Below are 23588 nucleotides of genomic sequence, written 5' to 3' on the forward strand. Positions count from 1 at the left end.
CAAATTTATTCTTCAGAATTTTCTTCCTTATTTTTTCGCCAGGTGAAGGTATTTCTTTTGTGAAAAGGCTCTACGTTTTCAGGTTTGAAAGGCAGCTTTCGCAAATCCTCTTTAGTCAAAATTTTTATACTTTCCGAGCTGAATTCCTGCATTACTTCCAAAATGTCATCGGGTGGAGTAGTCGTTTTTCTAAGCATCATATCAATCCAAACTCCGGTTGCTTCCGCAGTTGCCATGTGCGTTCCATCAGGAAGATAAAATTTGTGGATGAACTGATAAATACTCGCATCTTCTGACATTCCCGCAATTTCTAATGAAACAAAAACCGTCTGGTCTGCATAAATTTCCTTGAAAAAAGAATACCTCTCATGCAAAATAACCGGACCAATTCCCCATCTAGAAAGTTCTTTAAGTCCCATTTTATGGGTGTTCATAAAAGCCATTCTCGTTTGTGCACAATATTCCACATACGCTGAATTTGCAAGATGTTTGTTGGCATCGATGTCGCTCCAACGAACATCGAATTTATAGTGATAATCTGACATATTATTTTAATGAATAAGTAAAAATGAAAAATTAATAATTGGGATGCGCAAAATTAACTATAATTAATGGGGTAGAAAAATCGTATTTTTGCAAAAAGCTTTGTTAGCGCTTTAAGCGCTAAAAACGCTGATCAATATGAAAGAGAAAATCATTATCATCGGCGGTGGAGCGGCAGGTTTTTTCTGTGCTGCAAATCTTGACGAATCAAAATTTGAGGTGACCATCCTCGAACAAAATTCTGATGTTTTACAAAAGGTGAAAATTTCCGGCGGTGGAAGATGCAATGTTACTCACGCTTGTTTCGACCCTCGAGAATTGGTAAATTTTTATCCGCGCGGAAATAAGGAATTGTTGAGTGTTTTCCACAAATTTCAGCCGGGAGACACGATGGATTGGTTTGAACAGAGAAATGTACCGCTAAAGATTGAAAACGACAACCGAATTTTTCCTGAAAGTAATTCTTCGCAAACCATTATCAATACTTTAGTTGAAGAGGTTTCTAATAAAAACTTTGAGGTTAAAACTAAATCGGTCGTTTTAGAAATTGGAAAGATTGAAAATCAATATTTGGTGAAAACCAATTCCGAAGAGTTTCTTGCTGATTACATCATCTACACCACAGGAAGTTCGCCGAAATCTTTAAAACTTATCCAAAATCTAGGACATAAAATTATCGATCCTGTTTCATCACTTTTCACTTTTAATATTAAAAATGAAACGCTGAAAGATTTGCCTGGAACAAGTTTTAACAATGCCGAAATTTCCATACCGAAATTGAAAACGGATGAATCGGGACCGATGCTGATTACACATTGGGGACTTTCCGGACCTGCAATTTTGAAGATCTCGGCTTGGAAAGCGGTAGAATTGGCTGAGTTGAAATATCAGTTTGAAGTCCTTGTTAATTTTTTAGGGATCAACGTAGAATCGGCTGAAGAAATCTTCAAAAAATTTAGGCAAGGAAATCCAAAAAAAAGCATCGGAAGTTCAAAAATTTTCGCTATTACTTCACGATTTTGGCACCGAATTCTTTGGCTTTCAAAAGTGGACTTAGAGAAAAATATCTCCAATATTTCAGCAAAAGAACTGCACAAAATACTTGAAAACTTATGTCAAAACGTAATGAAAGTTTCAGGAAAATCCACTTACAAAGACGAATTTGTAACAGCGGGCGGAGTTGATTTAAAGGAGATTAACTTTAAAAATATGTCTTCCAAAATTTTGGAAAATTTTTATGTTGCAGGTGAAGTTCTAAATATCGACGCAGTTACAGGCGGTTTTAATTTTCAGGCATGTTGGAGTGAAGCGTGGCTAATTGCGCAGGATTTGAACTTGAAAGAAATTTAGTGGTATAAATTCAGTGCGTAAACATTATTTTATTAAATTTGACAAATTATCTTTTTGAAATGAAAAAATTCTTTTCCATATTCATTATGCTTTTGGTTCTCACCGCAACTTCTTGTCAGGTTCGTGTAGTAAGCCAAGTGAAACCCTTGCAGAAAAATTCAATCGAGCTGTATCAAAAATACACGATTCAAACCAATGACGCCAAAGAAGTGAAAATGGAGGTGCTGAAACAGGACGACGAAAAAATCTACGGCAAAACGAAAAACGGCGAAGAAGTGGTCATCAACAAAAGCGACATCCGCGAAGTGAAAAAATTAGACTTGCTTTCAACGATTGCAATTGGTGTTGCTGCGATTGCTGCGGTAATTTTCGTGCCGATTTAGTCTTCAAAAAAAACAGATATAAAAAGAATCACCATTTCAAGTGATTCTTTTTTTTGGATTATTTAAAAATCCGCCCCACAATATTTCCAATTTCTACGAAATCTGCGGCATTTCCGATGTCTCTTGTGTGTTTTCTGTAGTCGCCTTCTTCTACACGATTTGGGAAAATGAGCAAGTAATTTCTGTTTTTGAAATTTTCATTCAGATAATCAGGAACACGCTGCATTTCAGGAAGATAGGAGGTCATTTCTCGTGTTGCCATAAATAAAATGAATGCATCGTTTTCTTTCATTTTATCGAAAATCTTTTTCATTTCCGACCAATCGTTGAAAATGATTACGGTTGCATCAATATTGACTTTCTTCCTGATGTTTTCAATAACTTTAATAGTATCTTCAGTTCCGTAAAACTCTACTTTTGAACCCGAATTTCGTGCAATATTCCAAACTTTTAGCAAAGAATGGAAAAATCCTGCCTCCAAATGTGCATCGTGCGGAAAAACCACGACATATTTTTGAATCGTAGAAACAGGTTGAGCAGAATGATAAACCAAGACATTCGCAGAAGGATTGCTCAAATAACCGCTATACAGATTATATACAAAACTCGGCGAAAATCCCTTTTCAGAATCCACACCAATCATCAAATCGGTGATGGCATATTCTTTAATTTCATTGTTCACACCGTTGATTACATCTGCATCGTAACGCGTCAAAGGCGTAATTTTGACATCTGCAGCTGCACCAATACTTTGCGAGGAGTGTAACAATTTTTCTGCGTTTTTCTTCGAGGATTCATTTTTTTCCTCATTGATGATATTTAAAACGTAGAGATTTTCTTTATTGCTTTTTGATTTTAAAAGTAATGCAAGATTCGTCATCGGGTCAACTGTATTCAAATGATTTACAGCGAGTAAGATGTTTTCGTCATCGGGATTTGTTTCGGTAATGGTGTTTTCGTTTTCTGCTTTGACCAATTTTTTAGCATTCTTTTGGGTGACAAAAGAGGAAACAGTACAGGAAACCAAAATCAGCAAAATACTTCCGTTCAAAACACTTTCATCCAACAAACGGATTGGTTCTCCGGAATCTGTTTCACCAATAATAATATTGTATCCCACCATCACGATTGCCAAAGTTGCTGCAGCATGCGCTGCACTCAAACCGAAAATAACGCCGCCTTGCTCTTTTGTCAAACGGAACGTTTTCTGTGTTGCAACCGCCGCAAGATATTTTGCAAAAACGGCGATAACCGTCATTAATACTGCGATTTCAATGGTTTTAATGTCTTTAAAGAAAACTTTAAAATCGATAATCATTCCTACACTGATTAAGAAGAAAGGGATGAAAATCGCGTTTCCTACAAACTCAACCCGATTCATCAAAGCGGAAGTGTGGGGAATCAATCTGTTCAAAGCAAGTCCTGCAAAGAAAGCTCCGATAATTGCTTCTACTCCTGCAATTTCTGCGAGAAGTGCCGCCAAATAAATCATCACCAAAACAAAAATATATTGCGAAATATTATCGCTCACTTTTTTGAAAAACCACCTTCCCAAAATCGGAAATCCAAACAAAACAATGATGGAAAAAATCACCATCGAAACGGAAATTTTTGTCCAAAATGCTGCATTAACCTCACCTTGAGTTACCCCAACGCAAATCGCCAAAACCAATAACGCAAGAATATCCGTAATCATCGTTCCACCAACGGTAATGTTTACAGGAAGCGATTTCGAAATTCCCAATTTGCTCACAATTGGATAGGAAATTAATGTATGTGAGGAAAAAATACTCGCAAAAACAATGGAAGTCAACCAAGGAAAATCGAACAAGAAATGTGAGGTCATCACGCCCATCACAAAGGGAATTGCAAACGTGTAAAATCCGAAACCGATGCTTTTCCACTTGTTTTTCTTGAATTCTGCGAGGTCGATTTCCAAACCTGCCAAAAACATAATGTATAGCAAACCCGTCGTTCCCGTAACCACGATACTGCTGTCTCTCGCCAAAATATTAAATCCGTTCGGACCAATAATCGCACCTGCAATAATCAATCCCAAAAGATGCGGAACCTTGATTTTATTGAGTAAAATCGGGGCAAAAAGGATGATAATCAATACCACAAGAAACTTCAAAACGGGGTCTTCGAGCGGTAATGAGAGATTTGCAAGACTTAGAATGGTCAGCATAAATTAGTTTTTAGATTTGTCTAAATCAACAGAAAAACTTGAAACACAGTTGTTGTCACCAATTAATTCGCGGGTTCCTTTTATTTTTGTGTCTTGAATGTCGTTCAAAACAATATTGATTTCAGTTTTTTTAGCTGCGGCGGAATCGCTTTTAAATGTAAGGCGCATTTCAGAACCGTTGTAAATTCCGTTGTAAATTCTGATGTTTCCTGCTTTATTGGTCACTTTTGCGGAAACTACAGAACCGTTTTCAGAGAATTCCCAAGTATCGTTTCTAATGTCACCAATCTTATTTTCAGGACAGTTGGATTCTGTGCAGATGATTTTTCCGTTCCATTTTCCTAAAATATTTGGTGGAAGAATTACATATTCAACCGAATCTTTTTTAGAATACAGACTGTCGCGCATTTTGATAAGATTCTGATATTCATTTTCTTTCAAGGCGAATTTCTTTTCTTTTTGTGAAAGTTTTTGTTCCCGTTCGGTAAGTTCTGCATTTTTTTTATTAAAGTCGCAGGAATAAAAAACGAATAAACTTAATGCAAAAAATATAAGAAACGGATATTTCATAATGTTGGAATTTTCTGATTGAATTTGGAATTTTTTAAAAATAATAAAAAAAGTCAAGACTGAAAAATCTTGACTTTATTATTTTGATAAGTTTTTGCGGCCATTTTTTCTTGAGAATTATTCCTTCATCTTCGCAATCACATCAATTCCGCCTTTTGTTTTGTCACCAATTTTGCAGATTATTTCCGTGTCTAAAGGAAGAAAAACATCCATCCTCGAACCGAATTTGATGAAACCAAATTCGTGTCCTGCTTTAGCTTGATCGCCTTCTTTGCAATAGAAAACAATTCTTCGCGCCACATAACCCGCAATTTGACGGAACACAACTTTATGGTTGGTCAAACTTTCCACAGCAACCGTTGTCCTTTCGTTTTCGGTAGAGGATTTTTCGTGCCATGCAACCAAATATTTCCCCGGATGATATTTCTTGTAAATCACTTTTCCGGAAACAGGGAAGCGACAAATATGAACATTTAAAGGTGACATAAAGATAGAAACCTGAATCGCTTTCTCTTTTAGAAATTCGTCTTCATCTACTTCTTTAATCATCACCACTTTTCCGTCAACAGGTGCGATCACATTTTCACGGTGGTCCTGAATATCACGGTTTGGAACTCGGAAAAACCAAAAAACCAAGCCGTAAATAATAAGCAACGGAATGATGATTAAAAGCGACCAATTTTGAAGAAAATGAACGGAAAGGAAAGCTACAACAGCAAAAATAATACTTGCAACGATGATGGTTCCTTTGGATTCTTTATGTAGTTTCATGAAATTTTTAAATAAATTTTTCTAAAATAAAGTACAAATATACAACAGGAGCTACGATAATAAAACTGTCTAAACGATCGAGAATTCCACCGTGACCGGGAATAATGTTTCCTGAATCTTTTACACCGAAAGTTCTCTTCAGCTGACTTTCCACCAAATCACCAAGCGGAGCGAACACGGAAACTAAAAATCCTACAACCATCCAATTTCCACGCAAATCGGGATGAAATTTTTCAACGAAAAAAGAAAGGATTAAAGTTAAAATCACGCCGCCTGCAAAACCTTCCCAAGTTTTTTTAGGTGAAATTTTTGGTGCCATTTTATGTTTCCCCAAAAATCTTCCGGTTAAATAAGCAAATGTATCGCTACTCCAAATCAATATGAATAAAAAGAAAACTTCTAAGGTGAAAGTATTTTCAACACTATAAAATTTTGGTAATCCCAAAGCAAAACCAAAAGGAAGCGCTGTGTATATAACTGTAAAAATCAATTTTCCGTTATCATAGTATAATTCCTTTGGAAATCTGAAAAGCGTAATAACTGCGATGAGGATTAAAGAAAGTGCAAGTATCTCGGATAAGTTAAAATCAAAATAAAATCCATGCTGAAAATATCTTTTTGAAAACCGGTAAAAAACCAAAACAATCACCGGAAAAACCAGCCATTTTTCCCAACTTTTTGGATCGAACTTCATCATCTTCACGCATTCCCACGCTCCTACAAAAAGAAAAAGAGTAATCAATCCGTAATAAAGATTTTGCTGCTGAACAAGGTTTGGTGAAATTTTCCCCAACATTTCCGAACCAAGTGGAGTGGTGCAAAATATAACGACGAACGCATAAAGAAGTCCACCAAAAGTTCGTTGAATTAAATTTTTGTCCAAAATTTTAATGATTAAAAGTTAAGAAATATCATTGCTTTAGGTGATAATAAAAAGCCCAAAGCGATTAGTCTTCGAGCAAAAGTAAGAAAAGTTTGGTATTGTCTTTATTCGGCGTGTCGAGTTTTGAATTGCTTCCGCTGATTGACGTGAGATTTCTGATGTTACCGTTTCGTTTGATTTTTCCCATCGCATCGTTCAGATTCGTCACAATCTGTGAAACATTCGCCATGATGATAATTTTTTCAGGTAATCTCGAGGAATGATAATGAAGAATATTGTTGTGTGAAAGCATAATTCTGCCGTCATAAGCAATCAGATATTCGCAAGTGATGAAAGCGCAATCGTTGAAAAGCTCGAGCTCTTTGGTGTAAGGAACTTTCACCACATCGAGGAAATTTTTTAAATCGTGATCCCAACAGAAAACCGACTTGATGTCCTCAATTTTCAGAATATGATTAAGTGTTTGAAGCGCTTCAGCTTCATCCGCACAATAATTAAAGAAACCGCCGGAATGCGTAAAAAGTTGCGCAAACTTATAGTCAAGATCGGCATTTTTCAACTGATCCCCCAATTTTATCAGGTCCTGATTTTCTTCTTCTTCAGGCTGATTTAAAATTTTACCGACAATTTTCTTAAATAGACTCAATTTCTGCTTTTTATGCGAAAGTTATACAAAAATAGAAAATATTTGCTTATAGATTAAATTTAATAAAAAAATCCTGACTGTTTGTGTAAAACGAAAACAGTCAGGAATATATTTTAGTTAAAGTTGTGTATTCGATTCTGGAGCCTGAACCGTTTCCGGAGCAGGACTTTCATCAGGAACAGAAAGTTCTTCGTCTTGCGTTGCAGAAACAGGATGTTCCGTCAATTCAGGATCCCATGCTCTTTGTCCGAAAACTTCCTCCAAATCTTCACGGAAAATTACTTCTTTCTCTAAAAGTTTACCTGCTAAAGCATCCAATTTATCTTTGTTTTCAGCAAGAATTTGTAATGCTCTTTGGTATTGGGTTTCAATGATTTTTGAAATTTCTTCATCAATCATTTTCGCGGTTTGGTCAGAATATGGTTTCCCGAAACTGTACTCCGATTGTCCCGAACTGTCGTAATAAGAGATGTTTCCGAGCTTATCGTTCAATCCATAAATCGTTACCATTGCTTGAGCTTGCTTCGTCACTCTTTCCAAATCAGAAAGCGCACCTGTAGAAATATTACCAAAAATCGTTTGTTCTGCGGCTCTTCCTCCCAAAGTTGCACAAAGTTCATCATTCATTTGTTCCGTCGTCGTCAACTGTCTTTCTTCAGGAAGATACCATGCTGCACCAAGTGAACGTCCTCTTGGAACAATCGTCACTTTCAAAAGTGGAGCGGCATGTTCCACCAACCAAGAAATGGTTGCGTGACCTGCTTCGTGATAAGCAACTCTTCTTTTTTCGGAAGGTTTTATGGCTTTATTTTTCTTCTCAAGTCCGCCGATAATTCTGTCAACTGCATCAAGGAAATCTTGCTTGTCTACGGATTCGTGGCCGTTTCTTGCAGCGATTAATGCAGCTTCGTTACAAACATTCGCAATGTCTGCACCCGAAAATCCAGGAGTTTGTTTTGCCAAAAATTCTCGGTCGATATCGGGACTTAATTTTATTTTCGCTAAATGAACGTCAAAAATTTGTTTTCTTTCGTGAAGTTCCGGTAAATCCACATAAATTGAACGGTCAAATCTTCCTGCTCTCATTAATGCCTTATCCAAAATATCGGCACGGTTTGTTGCTGCCATTACGATAACGTTGGTGTCGGTTCCGAAACCGTCCATTTCGGTAAGCAACTGATTTAAAGTGTTTTCTCTTTCATCGTTTCCGCCCGTGAAATTACCTTTTCCTCTTGCTCTACCAATCGCGTCAATCTCGTCAATAAAGATGATTGCGGGGGATTTTGCTTTCGCCTGTGCAAATAAATCACGAACTCTCGATGCTCCAACTCCCACAAACATTTCAACGAAATCGGAACCAGAAAGTGAGAAGAACGGAACTTTCGCTTCACCTGCAACCGCTTTTGCCAACAATGTTTTTCCTGTTCCGGGAGGACCGACTAACAAGACACCTTTCGGAATTTTACCGCCGAGTTTCGTGTATTTTTCAGAATTTTTAAGGAAATCCACCACTTCCTGAACTTCTTCTTTTGCCCCTTCTAAACCTGCGACATCTTTGAAAGTAACCTGTACTTTATCTTTCTCGTCAAAAAGTTTTGCACGTGATTTTCCGATGGAGAAAATTTGTCCACCGGGACCGCCGCTTCCGCCCATCATTCTTCGGAAAATAACGAAGTAGAATAATGCCATAATTGCAATCCAAAACAAAGCGGTGAAAAGCAATTCCGTCATTGGATTTTTACCCATTCCATAATCTTTGGTCGTGGTGATTTGTGGGTTCTCCGCTTTAATTTTATCAAATTTTTCCAGGAATAATTTGATGTCGCCATAGCTGAAAGTATAATCAGGTTTTGGGCCTAAATTGAAGTCGAAAGCCGACATCGGACTGTTATCTTTTTTAGTCGTTTGTACTGCTTCTGCAGCTTTTGCCTGTTTGGTCAGGAAAACGTCTGCTTTTTCGGTGTCCTTATAAATTAAAACATCCTGAACTTTTCCTTCGCTCATCAGTTTATAGAATCCTTCCTCATCAATAGTGTTCAGCGCGGTTTCGCTATTCATGTTCGAGAAGAAAAAGAGCAGAATCGCGCCAATCGCTATCGGGAAAAACCAATTAAATCCTTTATTGTTGTTCATATCTTTTTTATAAAATTTTTGACGAAAAAAACTTCCGTCAAATATCAAATTGTTAATTTTCTATTTTGGTGATTTGCGCATCGCCCCAAAGTTCCTCAATCTCGTAATATTCACGGATTGAACGTTGGAAAACGTGTACCACAACGGAAACGTAATCAAGAAGAACCCACATTGCGTTTTCTGTTCCTTCTACGTGCCATGGACGGTCTTGTAAATCGTTTCTTACCTTTTTTTCGATGTTTCCTGCGATTGCAGAAACTTGTGTATTGGAGTTACCGCTGCAGATAATGAAGGTTTCCGCCACGGAATTTTCTATTTTAGAGAGGTCGAAAACCATAATGTCTTCCCCTTTTGTATCCTGTATTGCGTCTACGATTTTATCGATAAGCAGTTGCTTTTCTATAGTTTTACTCATTAAAAATTTTGTATAATCTGCAAATTTATTGTTTTTTTATTTAATTTATCCCAAATTTACCGTTTCTAACTCTTAAAGTTTTCCTAAAATGGCTTCGGTTTTATACCTTAAAGAATGCGCTTCTACGAATGACGAAATAGAATCGTTTTTACTTTACGGGCAGTCAGAAATTCAGGCAATTTGTACTTTTAATCAAACCCAAGGAAAAGGACAGTACGGAAATTCTTGGGAATCGCCCGAAAATTTGAACGTTGCGTATTCTTTAGCCATTCCTTCGGAAAAAATTAAAGTACGCGGAAATTTACTCAATTTTCATACCGCGATAATTCTGAGAGATTTTCTTGCCAATCTGACAAAAACGGAGGCTGCAATTAAATGGCCCAATGATTTGATTATTAAAAATAAAAAGGTTTCGGGGATTTTAATTGAAAAGAAAACGATGAACGAAAAATCTTATTTCATTATCGGAATTGGATTGAATGTTCTGCAGGAAAACTTTGAAAATCTTCCAAAAGCGGGTTCTCTACTGACGCAGACGGGAATTCAGTTTAATCTTGAAGATTTAACGAATCAACTTCATGAGTTTATTTTAAATCATATTTCAGAAGGAATTACTGATGAAAATCTTTTAGCAAAACTCAATGAAAATTTATTCAGAAAAGATTTGGTTTCCGTTTTTGAAATTAAGGGATTAAGACAAAATGGCATCATCCAAAATGTAGACGAAAACGGATTTTTGTGGGTGGATTTGGAGAATGAAGGATTAAAGAGATTTTTTCACAAGGAAATTGAACTTCTTTACTGATTCGCTCTCTTAAAATAAAGATACAGCGCAACAGGCCCGAAAACCAAATTGGGAAGCCACATCGCAAAAAGAGGAGTTAAAGTTTTGTTCGCTGAAACTACTTTTAAAACCTCAAAAGAAAACACAAAAACAAATGCCAACGCAATTCCGATTGCGAGATTCAGACCAAGTCCGCCACGTTTTTTTTGTGACGATAAAGACAGTCCCAAAAACGTGAGAATGATTACCGAAACAGGCATTGAAGTCCTTTGATAAAGCTCATTCAAATAATTGTTCAAATTTGCGTTACCCTTTTCTTTTTCACGGTCGATAAATCTGATAAGTTCGGGGGTGGTTTTGTTCTGACCTAATAAAACATCGGGAAAAAGTTCTTCAGGAGGATGCCCGAAACCTTTGTTCATGGTATTTCCGTTTCCGAGTTTTTCTGTATCGTCTTTGTTGATGGTTTTTTCGAGGTAATTGTTCAGAACAAAATGATTTTTTTTGTTTTCCCAATAAAAATCGTTGGCGTTGAGTTGGTAAATTAATCTTCGGTTTTTGTCGAATTTCTGATAGATAAATCCTGAACCGCGTTTTTCTTTTTTGTTATAACTCTTCAGAAAAATATATTCGGTTTTTGAAAGTTGTGTGGAAACTTCTGAACTTCCCGTAAATTCATCCCTGTTTAGAGCGCTATAAGTGTAGGGTTCAAGTTCATTTTTCTTGATGTTTGCCAGAGGAAGAACAAAATGATTCAGTAGTAACGCAACTATCGCAATAAATCCCGACGTAATTAAATAAGGTCTCGCAAATCGGTGGAAACTTGCGCCCGAACTGATAATCGCGACAATCTCTGTATTATTGGCAATCCTCGAAGTGAAGAAAATCACCGAAATAAAAACTAGAATCGACATGAACGTAATGATCAGATTGATAATCCAATACGGATAAAAATTGATGAGGAATTCATTTACCGTAAATCCGTTGGACTCAATTCTTGGAGCTTTTGCCTGAACATCAATCACCAAAACAATAATCGTCAACAAACCCAACATGAACCCGAAAGTTCCGAGGTATTTTTTGATGATATATAAGTCGATGATTTTCACAATACTATAAATGATGATTGATAAATGATAATTGGTCGGGTTTTCGGTGATTTTAAAGTTTGATTATTCAATGGAATTATTAATTATCCCTTCTTAATTCTCAATTGATTTAAAGCCTTTGTTTTAAAACAGGAACAACCGAGTCTTTCCACTCATAAAAATCTCCCTGCAAAATATGTTCTCTCGCTACTTTTACCAAATCCAAATAAAATGCAAGGTTGTGAACCGAAGCAATCTGTTTTGCCAAATATTCCTTGGCTACAAACAAATGACGAACATACGCTTTGGAATATTCCGAATCTACATAACTCGTTCCGAACTCGTCCAAAGGTGAAAAATCATTTTTCCATTTTTCGTTTTTCATGTTCATCACGCCTTTCCAGGTAAAAAGCATTGCGTTTCTCGCGTTTCTTGTGGGCATCACGCAATCCATCATGTCGATTCCTAAACCAATGGATTCCAAAATATTCCACGGCGTTCCAACTCCCATTAAATATCGTGGTTTTTCTTTAGGTAAAATATCGGTGACTTCATCGGTGATTCGGTACATTTCTTCTTCGGGTTCACCAACAGAAAGTCCGCCAATTGCATTTCCTTCTGCGTTTTGTTCGGAAATAAATTCCGCCGAAATTTTTCTTAAATCCGAATAAGTGGAACCTTGAACAATAGGAAAAAGTCTTTGTTTGTGCCGATAAATTTCAGGGTTTTCATTGGTCCAATCGATGCATCTTTTCAACCATCGGTGCGTCATTTCCATGGAGGTTTTTGCTAAATTGTATTCGCAAGGATAAGGAGTACATTCGTCAAAAGCCATGAAAATATCTGCACCGATTTGCCTTTGGATTTCCATTGATTTTTCGGGTGAGATAAAGTGGAAACTACCATCGATATGCGATTTGAATTTCACACCTTCCTCGCTCATTTTTCTACTTGCAGAAAGCGAAAAAACCTGATAACCACCCGAATCCGTAAGAATCGGCAAATCCCAATTCATGAATTTGTGAAGTCCGCCCGCTTCTTGCATCACCTCCATTTTTGGACGGAGATAAAGATGATAGGTGTTTCCTAAAATAATTTGCGCTTTGATGTCTTCTTTCAGTTCTCTTTGATGAACCGTTTTCACGGAAGCCACCGTTCCTACAGGCATAAAAATAGGCGTTTGAATTTCACCGTGGTTGGTAGAAATGGTTCCTGCTCTCGCTTTTCCTGTGGTAGTTTTATTGATTTCGAAAAATTTGGACATATATTTATCTTGCAAATGCAGGTACGTTTTTGGTTTCTTTTAATTTTTTCTCGATGTACATTTTTGCGGCGGGGTCTTTTTCTAAAATAATTTCCTGTGCATTGTTCAGGATTTTTTCTAAATCTCCTGTCGCGGTGTAATATTTATAACTCTCGCTGAAATCGATCCCTTTAATTTTATATTTTTTTAAAGTAAATCGGGTCGCGTTTTCCATGTCGGTTTGCGGATTGATGTTTCCCATCTGTTCATTCATCGCGAATTCTGCGATAATTTCCGACATTTTATCTTTCGGAATCAAATTTTTTGGTTCATCAATCAATTGAGAACAACTCATTATTAAAAACGAAAAAATCATCAACATCCAATTTCTCATAATTTTCCGATCAGCGATTTCCATTTTAAATTTAATACTCCGAAAACGGCTTCGTGAATGATTCCCCCGTTCATCTTACTTTCGCCCAATTCTCTGTTGGTGAAGATGATGGGAACTTCAACGATTTTAAAACCTTTCGCAAAAGCTCTGAATTTCATTTCAATTTGAAAGCCGTACCCTTTTAATTCAATTTTATCCAAACCGATTTCCTCCAAAACTTTTCTTGAAAAACAGACAAATCCCGCCGTTGTATCATGAATGGGAAATCCCAAAATGGTTCGCGTATAAATCGACGCGCCATAAGAAAGCAAAACTCTGCCCATTGGCCAATTCACCACATTTACCCCTTTGGAATATCTTGAACCGATGGTCATATCCGCATTTTTACAGGCTTCATAAAGGCGAATCAAATCTTTCGGATTGTGCGAAAAATCGGCATCCATCTCAAAAATGTAGTCGTAATCTCTTTCAAGCGCCCATTTGAAACCGTGGATGTAGGCTTTTCCTAAACCATCTTTAATTTTTCTTTCGGTCAAAAAAAGTTGGGTTGGATAAAGGTTTTGTAATCTTTTTACGATTTCTGCAGTTCCGTCGGGAGAAGAATCGTCCACAATCAGGATATGAAAATCCTCGTTCAACGCCACTACTGCGGAAATAATATTTTCAATATTTTCCTTTTCGTTGTAAGTTGGGATGATGACGAGTTTTTTCACTTGAAATTTAATTTGCAAAGATAAATAAATATGCGGGATGTTGAATGCGGGAAGTTGGGTGCAAATCGCTTTGTTGTGTTAAATATTTTGTAAAATTTTTAACTGAAAGTGAAAGCAGATTTCAGAAAGCGAATTTTCCTTACTTTTGCAAAAAATTACAAATTGGTAAGAATTACGCAGCAAAACGATTGGGTGGTATTCATTTTGGTCGGCTGTATTTTCCTTTATATTTTCATGCTTCTTTCGTTGCAGAGGGATTCTTCGGTGAAGGAATTCTTGTTGCAGAAATTTGCTGATGCCTCTAATAATTTTTTGAGTTGGCTGATTATCAGCTTTGTATTTGTGCTTGTTTTTTCCACTTTTGTTTCACAATATATTCCGATCGTCCCGAAAAAAATCAGCGACATACAAGTTTTAGGTTTTGAACTGAACAAATTTGGATTCACCTTTATCACAGTTCTTGGATTTTATTTTATCAAAAATATTTTATCTTACCTTTTCTATGCAGGAACGGGAACGGTAAAAAAATGGGAGATTTTTTATTTCACAGCCTCAAAATTTTACTTTGTCTTTTCGGTAGTTTTGATGATTTTTTGTCTGATTAACTATTTCTACAATATTGATAAAATTATTGCTTTTGACTTTTTTGCAGGCGTTATTTTATTGTTTTTCGTTTTCAAACAGATGTTTTATATCTTCAACAAGAACAACATATTGCCTCAAAAATGGTATTATAAATTTTTGTATATTTGCACCCTCCAAATTATACCTGTTTTGGTGCTTTGGAAAGTATTATTTTTTTAATGATTATTGATGATTGAACGCATCGAAAACCTTCTGTATAAAATCAGATTTGGAATTTGAGACGCTCATCTGAAAATAAAAACAGTAAGTAAAACAGATGAAAATTAAGTCTATTTTGGTTTCACAACCTGCACCGAACGAATCTTCCCCGTATCTGGAGATGGCTAAAAAAGAAAAAATCAAGATTGATTTTAAACCTTTTATCCACGTTGAAGGTGTAGATGCAAAGGAATTGAGAACACAAAAAATTGACCTTTCGCAATATTCGGGGGTGATTTTCACAAGCAAAAATGCGGTGGACCATTATTTTCGTCTTGCAGAGGAAATGCGTTTCGCCGTTCCTGATTCAATGAGATACCTTTGTCAGTCGGAAGCGATTGCAAATTATCTTCAAAAACACATCGTTTACAGAAAGAGAAAAATTGCATTTGGTGAGAAAAATTTTGCTGATTTAATGCCGCTTTTCAAGAAATTTCCAAGCGAAAAATATCTTTTGCCTGCTGCAGACGTTTTAAGTCCCGATGTGGTAAAAGTGCTTGAATCTTCCCCAATTGATTGGACGAGAGCGACGATGTACAGAACAGTTTGCAGCGATTTGAGCGATACAAAAGTGAGCGATTACGACATGTTGGTTTTCTTCAGTCCGCAAGGTATTCGTTCTTTAGGTCAAAATTTTAAAGACTTTAAGCAAAACGACACCAAAATTGCCGTTTTCGGTGCAACGACAGAACAGGCGGCAAAAGACGCAGGTTTAAGAGTGGACGTGATGGCTCCAAGCAAAGAAACTCCGTCGATGACGATGGCGATTGAGAAATACATCAGAAATATGAATAAATAATTTCTCGATAAAAATATTTAAAAGCCGTTTTTTCAGTTCTGAAGAACGGTTTTTTATTTTAATTAAATGTTAACTTTACGGGATTTTATTTTTAAAATCGCAACAATATTATAACTAATGAACGCTCCCAAAGCAAAAAAAATAGAAAAAATTCTAGAAATCCACGGTGATCAGCGCATCGACAATTATTTTTGGATGAATGAAAGAGAAAATCCCGAAGTCACCCAATATTTGGAAGAGGAGAATGCGTACTGTGATTTCGTGATGAAGGATACCGAAAATTTTCAGCAGGAACTTTTCGATGAAATGAAGTCCAGATATAAAGAAGACGACCAATCTTTGCCCTATTTTTTCAATGAATATTGGTACATCGTTCGTTTTGAAATTGGGAAAGAATATCCCATTTTCAGCAGAAAATTTCAGACTTTAGAACAGGAGGAAGAAATTTTGTTGGATGTAAACATTTTAGCGGAAGGACAAAAATTCTTTGAAGTAGGAAGTGTCGCAGTTTCTCCCAACAATAAACTGATGACTTTTTCCACGGATAATATGGGAAGGAGAATCTATAACATTCAGTTCAAAAATTTAGAAACGGGCGAAATTCTTCAGGACCAAATCGCAAACACAACGGGAAAAGCAGTTTGGGCGAATGATAACGAACATATTTTCTACATCAGGAAAGATAAAAATCTGCGCGCTTTTCAAGTTTTTATGCATCAACTCGGGACGGATTCTTCGCAAGATGTTTTGGTTTTTCATGAAGAAGATGACACTTTTGATGTGAATATTTTTAAATCGAAGTCGCTTGAATATATTTTTATTTCGAGTTCGAGCACGATTTCCGACGAACAGAGATTTATTCCAGCAGACGATGTTTTGGCAGAATGGAAAATCGTGCAGCCAAGAATGGATGATTTGGAATATTCGGTGGAACATTTTGAGGACGAATTCTACATCATTACCAATGCAGATCTAGCAACCAACTTCAAAATCGTGAAAACCAAAGTCGCAACTCCCGAAATGAAAAATTGGGAAGATGTGATTCCGCACCGAAAAGATGTTTTGTTGGAAGGGTTTGAAATTTTTAGAAATTATTTGGTGCTTGAGGAAAGAAAAGAAGGGCTTTTACAAATCAAAATTATTGATAATCAAACAAATACTTCCCATTATCTTCCGTTTTCAGACCCAACTTATACCGCATATATCGGTTTGAATTTAGAGTTCGACACCGAAAAATTGCGTTACGGTTACACTTCCTTGACAAAACCCAATTCAACTTTCGAATATAATATGAAGGAAAAAACCACTGAACTCTTGAAACAACAAGAAGTTTTAGGCGGAAAATTCCTTCCCGAAAATTATGTTTCCGAAAGAATTTGGGCGCCATCAAGAGATGGAAAATCAAAAGTTCCGATTTCTTTGGTTTATCACAAAGACACCAAAAAATCTGCTGAAACTCCGCTTCTACTTTACGGCTACGGAAGTTACGGGCATACAGTGGATGCAAGTTTTTCCAATGTTCGGTTGTCGATTTTGGACAGAGGTTTTATTTACGGAATTGCACATATTCGCGGCGGGGAATATTTGGGAAGAGAATGGTATGAAGACGGAAAAATGCTGAAAAAGAAAAACACTTTTTTTGATTTCATCGATGCTGCGAAATTTTTGGTGGAAGAAAATTACACTTCGTCGAAACATCTTTACGCAATGGGTGGTTCTGCAGGTGGACTTTTGGTTGGAGCCGTCATTAATTATGAACCCAATCTTTTTAACGGAGTTGTAGCGCAAGTTCCTTTTGTGGATGTGGTGACAACGATGTTGGATGAAGAAATTCCGTTAACTACAGGAGAATTCGACGAGTGGGGAAATCCGAAAAAGAAAAAATATTACGAGTACGTGAAATCGTATTCGCCGTATGACAATGTAGAAGCGAAAAACTATCCCAATATTTTGATTACCACAGGATTGCACGATTCACAGGTTCAATATTGGGAACCCGCCAAATGGACGGCGAAACTTCGGGAGTTGAAAACCGATCAAAATATTTTAGTTTTCAAAACCGATATGAGTTCAGGACACGGTGGAGCAAGTGGAAGATTTGAGTCGCTGAAAGAAGATGCGTTGGAATATGCGTTTTTGATGAAATTGGAAAACAAATTATAATTAATATCGCCACGAATGCACGAATTTTTCACTTATTATAATGATTAGTGCATTAGTGGCAGCAAAGTATATGACTGAAGCAGAATTATGGAGCAAGGTTGAAGAATTTTTCGTTGAAAATTTCGATACCGACAAACATCCGCAAATTGACACGATTTTATTTTTAATCGGCGTTCAGGAATTGGGAAGCGGCCAACAAAAATACACGAAAGACGACAAGTTAAACATCCTGCACATCGCAGTTTGCAGGTTGCTTGAGCCGTTTGGTTACTATAAATTTTCTCATTACGACGAAGATGGTTATCCGCATTTCGATGAGGTAGAAAAATTGCCTGAACTGAAACCGAACGAGCAACAAATTTTAATGAAAAAAGCGGTAATTCAATACTTTATGGATGAAGGATTGTTTTGAAGTCATTGTCAGAAAAAATCAGGAAGCAGTCTGCTAAATAAATTCTCCTAATTTCCTCTTACAATCTCTTCCAACTGATTGAGCTGCATTTTAAAGCCTTCTTCAAAACCCATTTCTAAAATCTGTTTCATATCGTCCAACGAATTGAAATAAATATTGAAGGTCAGTTTTGTTCCCTGTTCGATTCCGGTAAAACCAATCAACCAATTCAGTTTTGGCAAGTCGGTATTGATATTTCCGTTCTCATCGGTGAAAAAATCTGAAACGGCAATGCTTCGGTGAGGATTGATTTCCTGATAATTCAATCCCGCAAAATGTTTTTCGTTTTCGGGACTTACCATGGCGTAGTTCCAGCTTCCGCCTTCTCTAAAATCCATTTTTTGGGTTTCGCATTTCCATGGTTTTGGAGCCCACCATTTTTCGAGTAATTCTACTTTGGTGTAATTTTCCCAAATTACCGACACATCGGTTGGGTAAACTTTCATGATGTACAAAGAAAGCTGTTCTTCGTCTTTGGTAAAGGTGATTGGTGAATTCATATTGGCGATTTTATAGTTTCAAATTTACATTTATTTCCATTAATCAAAGAAATTTCAATTATTTACAATAAAATGTTAAAAGTCACGTTTTTAAGAAATATTTAATAAAATATTGGTTTTAAATTTGCTTTTATATTCTTAAAATCAGTAATTTTAACAATTGAAATTTAAAATAGGAGATGAATAATAAGTTTATTCCGTTTATTTCTGTGCTGATGACGATTTCACTTATTGTGTTCGTTGTATTGCAGTTTTATTGGATAAAGGAATTGTATACCGCGCTTAACCAGGAATTTTCTAATAAAGTGTATTCCGCTATGGAATCTTCCACCCAAAAAGTGGCGCAACTGGAAGTTGATAAATATTTGAATCAGGAATACAAAAATTTTGGTAAAAACGTAGTTGCAGGAAACGGAACCCAGCCAACGCAAACCTATATTCAGCAGAATACGGATTCGGCAAACCGTTCTACGATTACTTTTCAGAAAAGTATTGTGGAAAGTCAAAACATTCCGATTTCAAGAAGAGGCGACAGTTTGAAGTTGACCAAACTCTATACTGATGAAGGAATTTTAAAAATCAAAAAAGAAAATACTTCCGAACCTTTGACGGCGCAACTGAGCAAAGACATCAACAACAATACTTATGCGTTGAGGGAATTTGCAAAGCTGAGCGCGTCCAGTTTGCCGATTGAAAAAAGGGTGGACGAAAAAACATTGGATTCGGTTTTAACCCAAGAATTGAAATTAAATGGTTTAAATACGAAATTCGGTTTCGCGGTAATGAACAATAAAAATGAACTCACTAAAATTACCAGTAAGATTTTCAATGAGAAAAAAAATAAAGATAGTTACACGTATCCACTTTTTACCGATAGTAAAGACAGAACACTTTATACGCTTGCTTTAGTTTTTCCGGATGATGATTATTATTTGGCGAAGAACAATTTGCCAATGTTGTTGGGAACCATTATGTCGCTTCTTACGATTTTAGGGATTTACATCATCTCCATCAATTACATGATGCGACAGAAAAAAATTGCTGAGGTGAAAACAGACTTCATCAATAATATGTCGCATGAGTTCAAAACGCCTTTAGCAACGATTTCTGTGGCGACGGATTCTTTGGCGAACGACAAAATCGCGACCAATCCCGAAAAGGTAAAATATTATTCAGGACTCATTAAACAGGAAAACTTGCGCATGAAAAAGCAGGTGGAAAACGTCCTGAACATGTCCAAATTAGAACGAAATGAGGTGAAACTTTTCTTGAAGGAAACCGATGTTCGTTCTTTAATCAAAGAAATCACGGAATCTTTCGGATTGATTGTCGCTCAAAGAAACGGAACTTTAACGCAAGAATTCAACACGCAGAAATATGTTTTTAAAATTGATGAATTTCACTTTTCAAATGCGTTGGTGAACTTGCTCGATAATGCGAATAAGTATTCCCCTGAAAATCCCGAAATCACTGTTAGAACAAGAAACGAAGGTAATTGGTACGTGATAGAAATTTCCGACAAAGGAATGGGAATGGACATTGAGAATAGAAACAAAATCTTTGAAAAATTCTTCCGCGAGGAAACGGGAAATATTCATAATGTAAAAGGACAAGGACTTGGTTTGTCTTATGTGAAGAAAATCATCGAGCTCCATAAAGGTCAGATTTCAGTGGAATCCGCGAAAGGGAAGGGAAGTACGTTTGTGGTGAAACTTCCGATGGGTTGATTATGTGAATAGTGAATTCGCTTCGCGGTGAATGGTGAATTTTCCACAAGAGTTAGAGCGATTTTTATTGCTGAACGCCGAAAGCAAATTTTAAACTTTAAACAAAAAAAAAGATATGAGCAACAGAATCTTATTAGTAGAAGACGACCAAAGTTTTGGTGCGGTTTTGAAAGATTATTTAACGATAAATAATTTTGAAGTTACCCTCGCTACAGACGGCGAACAAGGGTTGAAAGAATTTACGGAAAACGAATTCGATATTTGTATTTTCGATGTGATGATGCCTAAAAAAGACGGATTTTCTTTGGCGGAAGACGTGAAAAGAATTGATAAAAACACCCCGATTATTTTCCTCACCGCAAGAAATATGCGTGAAGATATCTTGAAAGGTTACCAAATCGGAGCCGATGATTATATTACGAAACCTTTTGACACAGAGCTTTTGCTGTATAAAATCAAGGCGATTCTTCAAAGAAGTACAGTGGTTGAAGATGACGAACAGGAACAGTTCAAAATCAGCAACATTTTCTTTGACTCGATGTTGAGACAGTTGAGAGTAGGAGATAACGAGTACAAACTTTCACCAAAGGAAAACGAATTGTTGAAACTTCTGTGCATGCACAGAAATGATTTCATGCCGAGAGATTTGGCACTGAGAAAAATTTGGAAAAAGGAAAATTACTTTACCGCACGAAGTATGGATGTTTACATCGCGAAGCTCCGTAAACTGTTGAAGGAAGATGACGGTTTGGAAATCATCAACGTTCATGGTGAAGGTTTCAGACTGTTGGTGAAGAATTAGTGTAATCACAACATAAACAAAAAGTTCGGAAATTTTCCGAACTTTTTTATTTCTAATAAAAAGTAATTTTCAAATTATTTTGCTTCCACGCAGAAAACTCGGTATTGAATTGCCAAAGCGGATTTGAAGTACTGTCTGATTTTTGACAAATCTCCTGCCGCACTTTGTTTGGTAAGGTAACTTCCAGCCATTACTTTATAATTTGGTCTTAAAGAAGCGTCTATTTCCACTTTCATGTTTGGGAATCTTCTTCTGAAATACATCCCAACTTCTCTAGCTTCCTCATTGCTTTTTACCACCGCTAACTGAATTTTGTAGCCCATAATTCTTGGGTTTCTACGGCAAATTTCAGCTTGGGAAAGTTCTCTTTCTGGAACAACAATTTTAGGTGTAGTTGTTCTAGGTGTAGAATCCGAATCGTCATTCCAAGTTTTTCCTGAACCTGTATTGCTGGTTTTAGTGGCGCATTTATCTTCAATATTGCCTATCAAATCGTCAATTCTTTTATCCATAGAAATGGAAAGAGGCGTTCCCGCAATCGTGTCGTTTTTTACAACTTGCTGTGCGTCAATTTGATTAATGGAGAATAAGGATAGAACTGCAATTATTTTAAGAATATATTTCATCAACTATTTATTTTGGGCAAATTTAATACAAATAAAATTTATACCAATCTTTGTTATTTAGAACGGTTACAAATTAAATGAAATGACGAAAAGCAGACGCTGTTGCTGTTAAATTTCTGTTAAAAGTCTTATTTTTGCCAAATTGAAAAGTAAACTCAATACATTTTAACAACCCAAGATTTTATAAATGATTAGTTGGAGAAAGCATTACAAAAGGGGTCTGATTGCAATAGGACTGTTGTTATCGACCAGTGCTTCTATTTACGCTCAAGGAGATGCCAAAAACGGTGAAAAGCTTTTCAAAGCGAACTGTACGGCGTGTCACGCATTAGACAAACAACTTGTGGGACCTGCTTTAGGCGGCGTAGTAGACAGACTCAAAAAAGAGCAGAATCTGGATACAGACTGGCTGCACAAGTGGATCAAAGACAACGAAGCGCTCCGTAAATCTGGAGATAAATATGCAAACGAAGTTTTTGAAAAGTTCAACAAAACGGCGATGACTCCGTTTCCTAGTCTTTCCGACCAGGATATTACCGATATTTTAGAGTACACTACTAATCCACCTGCACCAGAACCAGCTGCAGATGCTGCAACTGCTACTGACGCAAATTCAGTTCAGGCAATTGAAGCGGCTAAAAAAGAGTCGATGAATTCTAAAATCATCCTGATTTCTTTGGCTGCGATTGGCGGACTTCTTCTTTGGTTGCTTCTTAAATTAAGACAGCTCGTAAAACTTCAGCAAACGGATGAATTAGCGGGTCTTAATGCTACAAGAGCTTATTCATTCGCAGATCTTTACAAAAAATACCATTATGTAGGAAAGGGAATCCTCGTTCTTCTTGGAATCTTTGCTGCATACGGAATTTGGAACTGGTTGATGTGGATTGGTGTTTACAAAGGCTACAAACCTGAACAACCTATTTATTTCTCTCATAAAATTCACGCAGGTGAGAATAAAATCGATTGTCAACTTTGTCACTCATCAGCAAAATATGGTAAGGTTTCTGAAATTCCTTCCATGAATGTTTGTATGAACTGCCACCGAAATATTTCCGAGTACAAAGGAAAATACATGGAGCCAGGAAAAGACAAGGCTTTCTACGACGGTGAAATTCAAAAAATATACGCTGCAACAGGTTGGGATCCAGCTACACAGCAATATACTGGAAAAACCAAACCAGTGGAATGGGTAAGAATTCACAATATGCCTGATTTCGTGTACTTTAATCACGCTCAACACGTTGTTGCAGGTGAACAGGCGATTATCAATTCATACAACAAAAAAAATCCTGAGGCTAAAATCGATGTGGTTTGTAAAGCTTGTCACGGACAAGTGGACACCATGAACGTGGTGCAAATGGCAAACGACTTCACAATGGGATGGTGTATCGAATGTCACAGAACAACAGAAGTTGATATGAACAACGGTTATAATAAAGAGTACTTCAAAAATCTACACGAGAAACTGAAAAAACAGTATCCAAAATCTGAAGGTAAGATTACAGTAGATGCAATTGGAGGTCTTGAGTGTGGTAAATGTCATTATTAATAACGAAAAATTAGAAGTATC

24 protein-coding genes are annotated in these 23588 nt (G+C 36.6%); 10 read left to right on the plus strand and 14 right to left on the minus strand.

Features of this window, described 5'->3' with window-relative positions; translation table 11 throughout:
* Window positions 1-5: 5 nt before the first annotated feature.
* A complete protein-coding gene (locus J4771_RS09755; RefSeq protein ID WP_224134828.1) occupies window positions 6-545 on the minus strand; it encodes an acyl-CoA thioesterase in 540 nt (179 codons plus the stop codon).
* Between the two features lie 136 nt (window positions 546-681).
* Here J4771_RS09755 and J4771_RS09760 point away from each other — a divergent pair, with 136 nt between their 5' ends.
* Complete coding sequence (locus J4771_RS09760) at window positions 682-1893, plus strand: BaiN/RdsA family NAD(P)/FAD-dependent oxidoreductase (RefSeq protein ID WP_224134829.1); 1212 nt, start codon at window positions 682-684, stop codon at window positions 1891-1893.
* A gap of 59 nt (window positions 1894-1952) precedes the next feature.
* Window positions 1953-2276, plus strand: coding sequence for a bacteriophage spanin2 family protein (locus J4771_RS09765; RefSeq protein WP_224134830.1), 324 nt, complete (start codon window positions 1953-1955; stop codon window positions 2274-2276).
* Between the two features lie 58 nt (window positions 2277-2334).
* On the opposite strand, the gene J4771_RS09770 is transcribed toward J4771_RS09765, so the two are convergent.
* The 7 genes from J4771_RS09770 to rsfS all read right to left on the minus strand — a co-directional run bounded on the left by J4771_RS09770 (window position 2335) and on the right by rsfS (window position 9882).
* Window positions 2335-4464: a cation:proton antiporter gene (locus tag J4771_RS09770; RefSeq protein WP_224134831.1), complete on the minus strand. Its 2130-nt coding sequence runs from the start codon at window positions 4462-4464 to the stop codon at window positions 2335-2337.
* A 3-nt stretch (window positions 4465-4467) separates the two neighbouring features.
* Window positions 4468-5034, minus strand: coding sequence for a hypothetical protein (locus J4771_RS09775; RefSeq protein WP_224134832.1), 567 nt, complete (start codon window positions 5032-5034; stop codon window positions 4468-4470).
* A gap of 117 nt (window positions 5035-5151) precedes the next feature.
* Window positions 5152-5805: a phosphatidylserine decarboxylase family protein gene (locus J4771_RS09780; protein ID WP_224134833.1), complete on the minus strand. Its 654-nt coding sequence runs from the start codon at window positions 5803-5805 to the stop codon at window positions 5152-5154.
* Between the two features lie 7 nt (window positions 5806-5812).
* A complete protein-coding gene (locus J4771_RS09785) occupies window positions 5813-6688 on the minus strand; it encodes a phosphatidate cytidylyltransferase (RefSeq protein WP_224134834.1) in 876 nt (291 codons plus the stop codon).
* Between the two features lie 64 nt (window positions 6689-6752).
* Window positions 6753-7334, minus strand: a complete 582-nt coding sequence (locus J4771_RS09790) for an LUD domain-containing protein (protein WP_224134835.1) — start codon at window positions 7332-7334, stop codon at window positions 6753-6755.
* 117 nt (window positions 7335-7451) lie between these two features.
* Window positions 7452-9467, minus strand: a complete 2016-nt coding sequence (gene ftsH, locus J4771_RS09795; RefSeq protein WP_224134836.1) for an ATP-dependent zinc metalloprotease FtsH — start codon at window positions 9465-9467, stop codon at window positions 7452-7454.
* A 52-nt stretch (window positions 9468-9519) separates the two neighbouring features.
* The gene (gene rsfS / locus J4771_RS09800; RefSeq protein WP_224134837.1) at window positions 9520-9882 is read right to left on the minus strand and encodes a ribosome silencing factor; all 363 of its coding nucleotides are present in this window, start codon (window positions 9880-9882) and stop codon (window positions 9520-9522) included.
* 88 nt (window positions 9883-9970) lie between these two features.
* Between rsfS and J4771_RS09805 the strand changes: the two genes are divergently transcribed.
* Window positions 9971-10687, plus strand: coding sequence for a biotin--[acetyl-CoA-carboxylase] ligase (locus J4771_RS09805; RefSeq protein WP_224134838.1), 717 nt, complete (start codon window positions 9971-9973; stop codon window positions 10685-10687).
* Here the strand turns inward: J4771_RS09805 and J4771_RS09810 are convergent.
* From J4771_RS09810 to J4771_RS09825, 4 genes are all read right to left on the minus strand, one after another.
* Window positions 10681-11775 (minus strand): LptF/LptG family permease, encoded by a 1095-nt coding sequence (locus tag J4771_RS09810; protein ID WP_224134839.1) that lies wholly within the window; start codon window positions 11773-11775, stop codon window positions 10681-10683. The two genes, J4771_RS09805 and J4771_RS09810, sit on opposite strands and share 7 nt — an antisense overlap.
* A 109-nt stretch (window positions 11776-11884) precedes the next feature.
* The gene (gene tgt, locus J4771_RS09815; protein ID WP_224134840.1) at window positions 11885-13018 is read right to left on the minus strand and encodes a tRNA guanosine(34) transglycosylase Tgt; all 1134 of its coding nucleotides are present in this window, start codon (window positions 13016-13018) and stop codon (window positions 11885-11887) included.
* Window positions 13019-13022: 4 nt separating this feature from the next.
* The gene (locus tag J4771_RS09820; RefSeq protein WP_224134841.1) at window positions 13023-13352 is read right to left on the minus strand and encodes a DUF4296 domain-containing protein; all 330 of its coding nucleotides are present in this window, start codon (window positions 13350-13352) and stop codon (window positions 13023-13025) included.
* Between the two features lie 35 nt (window positions 13353-13387).
* Window positions 13388-14104 carry a polyprenol monophosphomannose synthase gene (locus J4771_RS09825; protein ID WP_224134842.1) on the minus strand — a complete coding sequence of 239 codons (717 nt, stop codon included), beginning with the start codon at window positions 14102-14104 and terminating at the stop codon, window positions 13388-13390.
* Between the two features lie 108 nt (window positions 14105-14212).
* Here J4771_RS09825 and J4771_RS09830 point away from each other — a divergent pair, with 108 nt between their 5' ends.
* From J4771_RS09830 to J4771_RS09845, 4 genes are all read left to right on the plus strand, one after another.
* Window positions 14213-14908: a DUF4271 domain-containing protein gene (locus J4771_RS09830; RefSeq protein ID WP_224134843.1), complete on the plus strand. Its 696-nt coding sequence runs from the start codon at window positions 14213-14215 to the stop codon at window positions 14906-14908.
* A gap of 97 nt (window positions 14909-15005) precedes the next feature.
* Entirely contained in the window at window positions 15006-15746 is a 741-nt protein-coding gene (locus J4771_RS09835) for a uroporphyrinogen-III synthase (RefSeq protein ID WP_224134844.1), read from the plus strand.
* Between the two features lie 117 nt (window positions 15747-15863).
* On the plus strand, window positions 15864-17909 hold the full coding sequence (locus J4771_RS09840; RefSeq protein WP_224134845.1) for a S9 family peptidase: 2046 nt from the start codon (window positions 15864-15866) through the stop codon (window positions 17907-17909).
* Window positions 17910-17979: 70 nt separating this feature from the next.
* The gene (locus J4771_RS09845; protein ID WP_224137814.1) at window positions 17980-18321 is read left to right on the plus strand and encodes a hypothetical protein; all 342 of its coding nucleotides are present in this window, start codon (window positions 17980-17982) and stop codon (window positions 18319-18321) included.
* Window positions 18322-18368: 47 nt separating this feature from the next.
* Here the strand turns inward: J4771_RS09845 and J4771_RS09850 are convergent, their stop codons facing one another.
* Entirely contained in the window at window positions 18369-18860 is a 492-nt protein-coding gene (locus J4771_RS09850) for an SRPBCC family protein (RefSeq protein ID WP_224134846.1), read from the minus strand.
* Window positions 18861-19039: 179 nt separating this feature from the next.
* On the opposite strand from J4771_RS09850, the gene J4771_RS09855 reads away from it, so the two are divergent.
* Together J4771_RS09855 and J4771_RS09860 are read left to right on the plus strand one after the other, a co-directional pair.
* Window positions 19040-20587, plus strand: a complete 1548-nt coding sequence (locus J4771_RS09855; protein ID WP_224134847.1) for a sensor histidine kinase — start codon at window positions 19040-19042, stop codon at window positions 20585-20587.
* Window positions 20588-20702: 115 nt separating this feature from the next.
* Window positions 20703-21389: a response regulator transcription factor gene (locus J4771_RS09860; RefSeq protein WP_224134848.1), complete on the plus strand. Its 687-nt coding sequence runs from the start codon at window positions 20703-20705 to the stop codon at window positions 21387-21389.
* 74 nt (window positions 21390-21463) lie between these two features.
* On the opposite strand, the gene J4771_RS09865 is transcribed toward J4771_RS09860, so the two are convergent.
* A complete protein-coding gene (locus J4771_RS09865; RefSeq protein WP_224134849.1) occupies window positions 21464-22015 on the minus strand; it encodes an SPOR domain-containing protein in 552 nt (183 codons plus the stop codon).
* Between the two features lie 187 nt (window positions 22016-22202).
* On the opposite strand from J4771_RS09865, the gene J4771_RS09870 reads away from it, so the two are divergent.
* On the plus strand, window positions 22203-23567 hold the full coding sequence (locus tag J4771_RS09870) for a c-type cytochrome (protein WP_224134850.1): 1365 nt from the start codon (window positions 22203-22205) through the stop codon (window positions 23565-23567).
* Window positions 23568-23588: the final 21 nt, after the last annotated feature.

Source organism: Candidatus Kaistella beijingensis (assembly GCF_020084865.1).
GTDB classification, from domain to species: Bacteria; Bacteroidota; Bacteroidia; order Flavobacteriales; family Weeksellaceae; genus Kaistella; species Kaistella beijingensis.

Coding starts and splice junctions, on each gene's coding strand:
- J4771_RS09755 (WP_224134828.1), bottom strand. CDS start 545: ATGTCAGATTATCACTATAAATTCGATGTTCGTTGGAGCGACATCGAT.
- J4771_RS09760 (WP_224134829.1), top strand. CDS start 682: ATGAAAGAGAAAATCATTATCATCGGCGGTGGAGCGGCAGGTTTTTTC.
- J4771_RS09765 (WP_224134830.1), top strand. CDS start 1,953: ATGAAAAAATTCTTTTCCATATTCATTATGCTTTTGGTTCTCACCGCA.
- J4771_RS09770 (WP_224134831.1), bottom strand. CDS start 4,464: ATGCTGACCATTCTAAGTCTTGCAAATCTCTCATTACCGCTCGAAGAC.
- J4771_RS09775 (WP_224134832.1), bottom strand. CDS start 5,034: ATGAAATATCCGTTTCTTATATTTTTTGCATTAAGTTTATTCGTTTTT.
- J4771_RS09780 (WP_224134833.1), bottom strand. CDS start 5,805: ATGAAACTACATAAAGAATCCAAAGGAACCATCATCGTTGCAAGTATT.
- ftsH (WP_224134836.1), bottom strand. CDS start 9,467: ATGAACAACAATAAAGGATTTAATTGGTTTTTCCCGATAGCGATTGGC.
- rsfS (WP_224134837.1), bottom strand. CDS start 9,882: ATGAGTAAAACTATAGAAAAGCAACTGCTTATCGATAAAATCGTAGAC.
- J4771_RS09805 (WP_224134838.1), top strand. CDS start 9,971: ATGGCTTCGGTTTTATACCTTAAAGAATGCGCTTCTACGAATGACGAA.
- tgt (WP_224134840.1), bottom strand. CDS start 13,018: ATGTCCAAATTTTTCGAAATCAATAAAACTACCACAGGAAAAGCGAGA.
- J4771_RS09820 (WP_224134841.1), bottom strand. CDS start 13,352: ATGAGTTGTTCTCAATTGATTGATGAACCAAAAAATTTGATTCCGAAA.
- J4771_RS09835 (WP_224134844.1), top strand. CDS start 15,006: ATGAAAATTAAGTCTATTTTGGTTTCACAACCTGCACCGAACGAATCT.
- J4771_RS09840 (WP_224134845.1), top strand. CDS start 15,864: ATGAACGCTCCCAAAGCAAAAAAAATAGAAAAAATTCTAGAAATCCAC.
- J4771_RS09845 (WP_224137814.1), top strand. CDS start 17,980: ATGACTGAAGCAGAATTATGGAGCAAGGTTGAAGAATTTTTCGTTGAA.
- J4771_RS09850 (WP_224134846.1), bottom strand. CDS start 18,860: ATGAATTCACCAATCACCTTTACCAAAGACGAAGAACAGCTTTCTTTG.
- J4771_RS09855 (WP_224134847.1), top strand. CDS start 19,040: ATGAATAATAAGTTTATTCCGTTTATTTCTGTGCTGATGACGATTTCA.
- J4771_RS09860 (WP_224134848.1), top strand. CDS start 20,703: ATGAGCAACAGAATCTTATTAGTAGAAGACGACCAAAGTTTTGGTGCG.
- J4771_RS09865 (WP_224134849.1), bottom strand. CDS start 22,015: ATGAAATATATTCTTAAAATAATTGCAGTTCTATCCTTATTCTCCATT.
- J4771_RS09870 (WP_224134850.1), top strand. CDS start 22,203: ATGATTAGTTGGAGAAAGCATTACAAAAGGGGTCTGATTGCAATAGGA.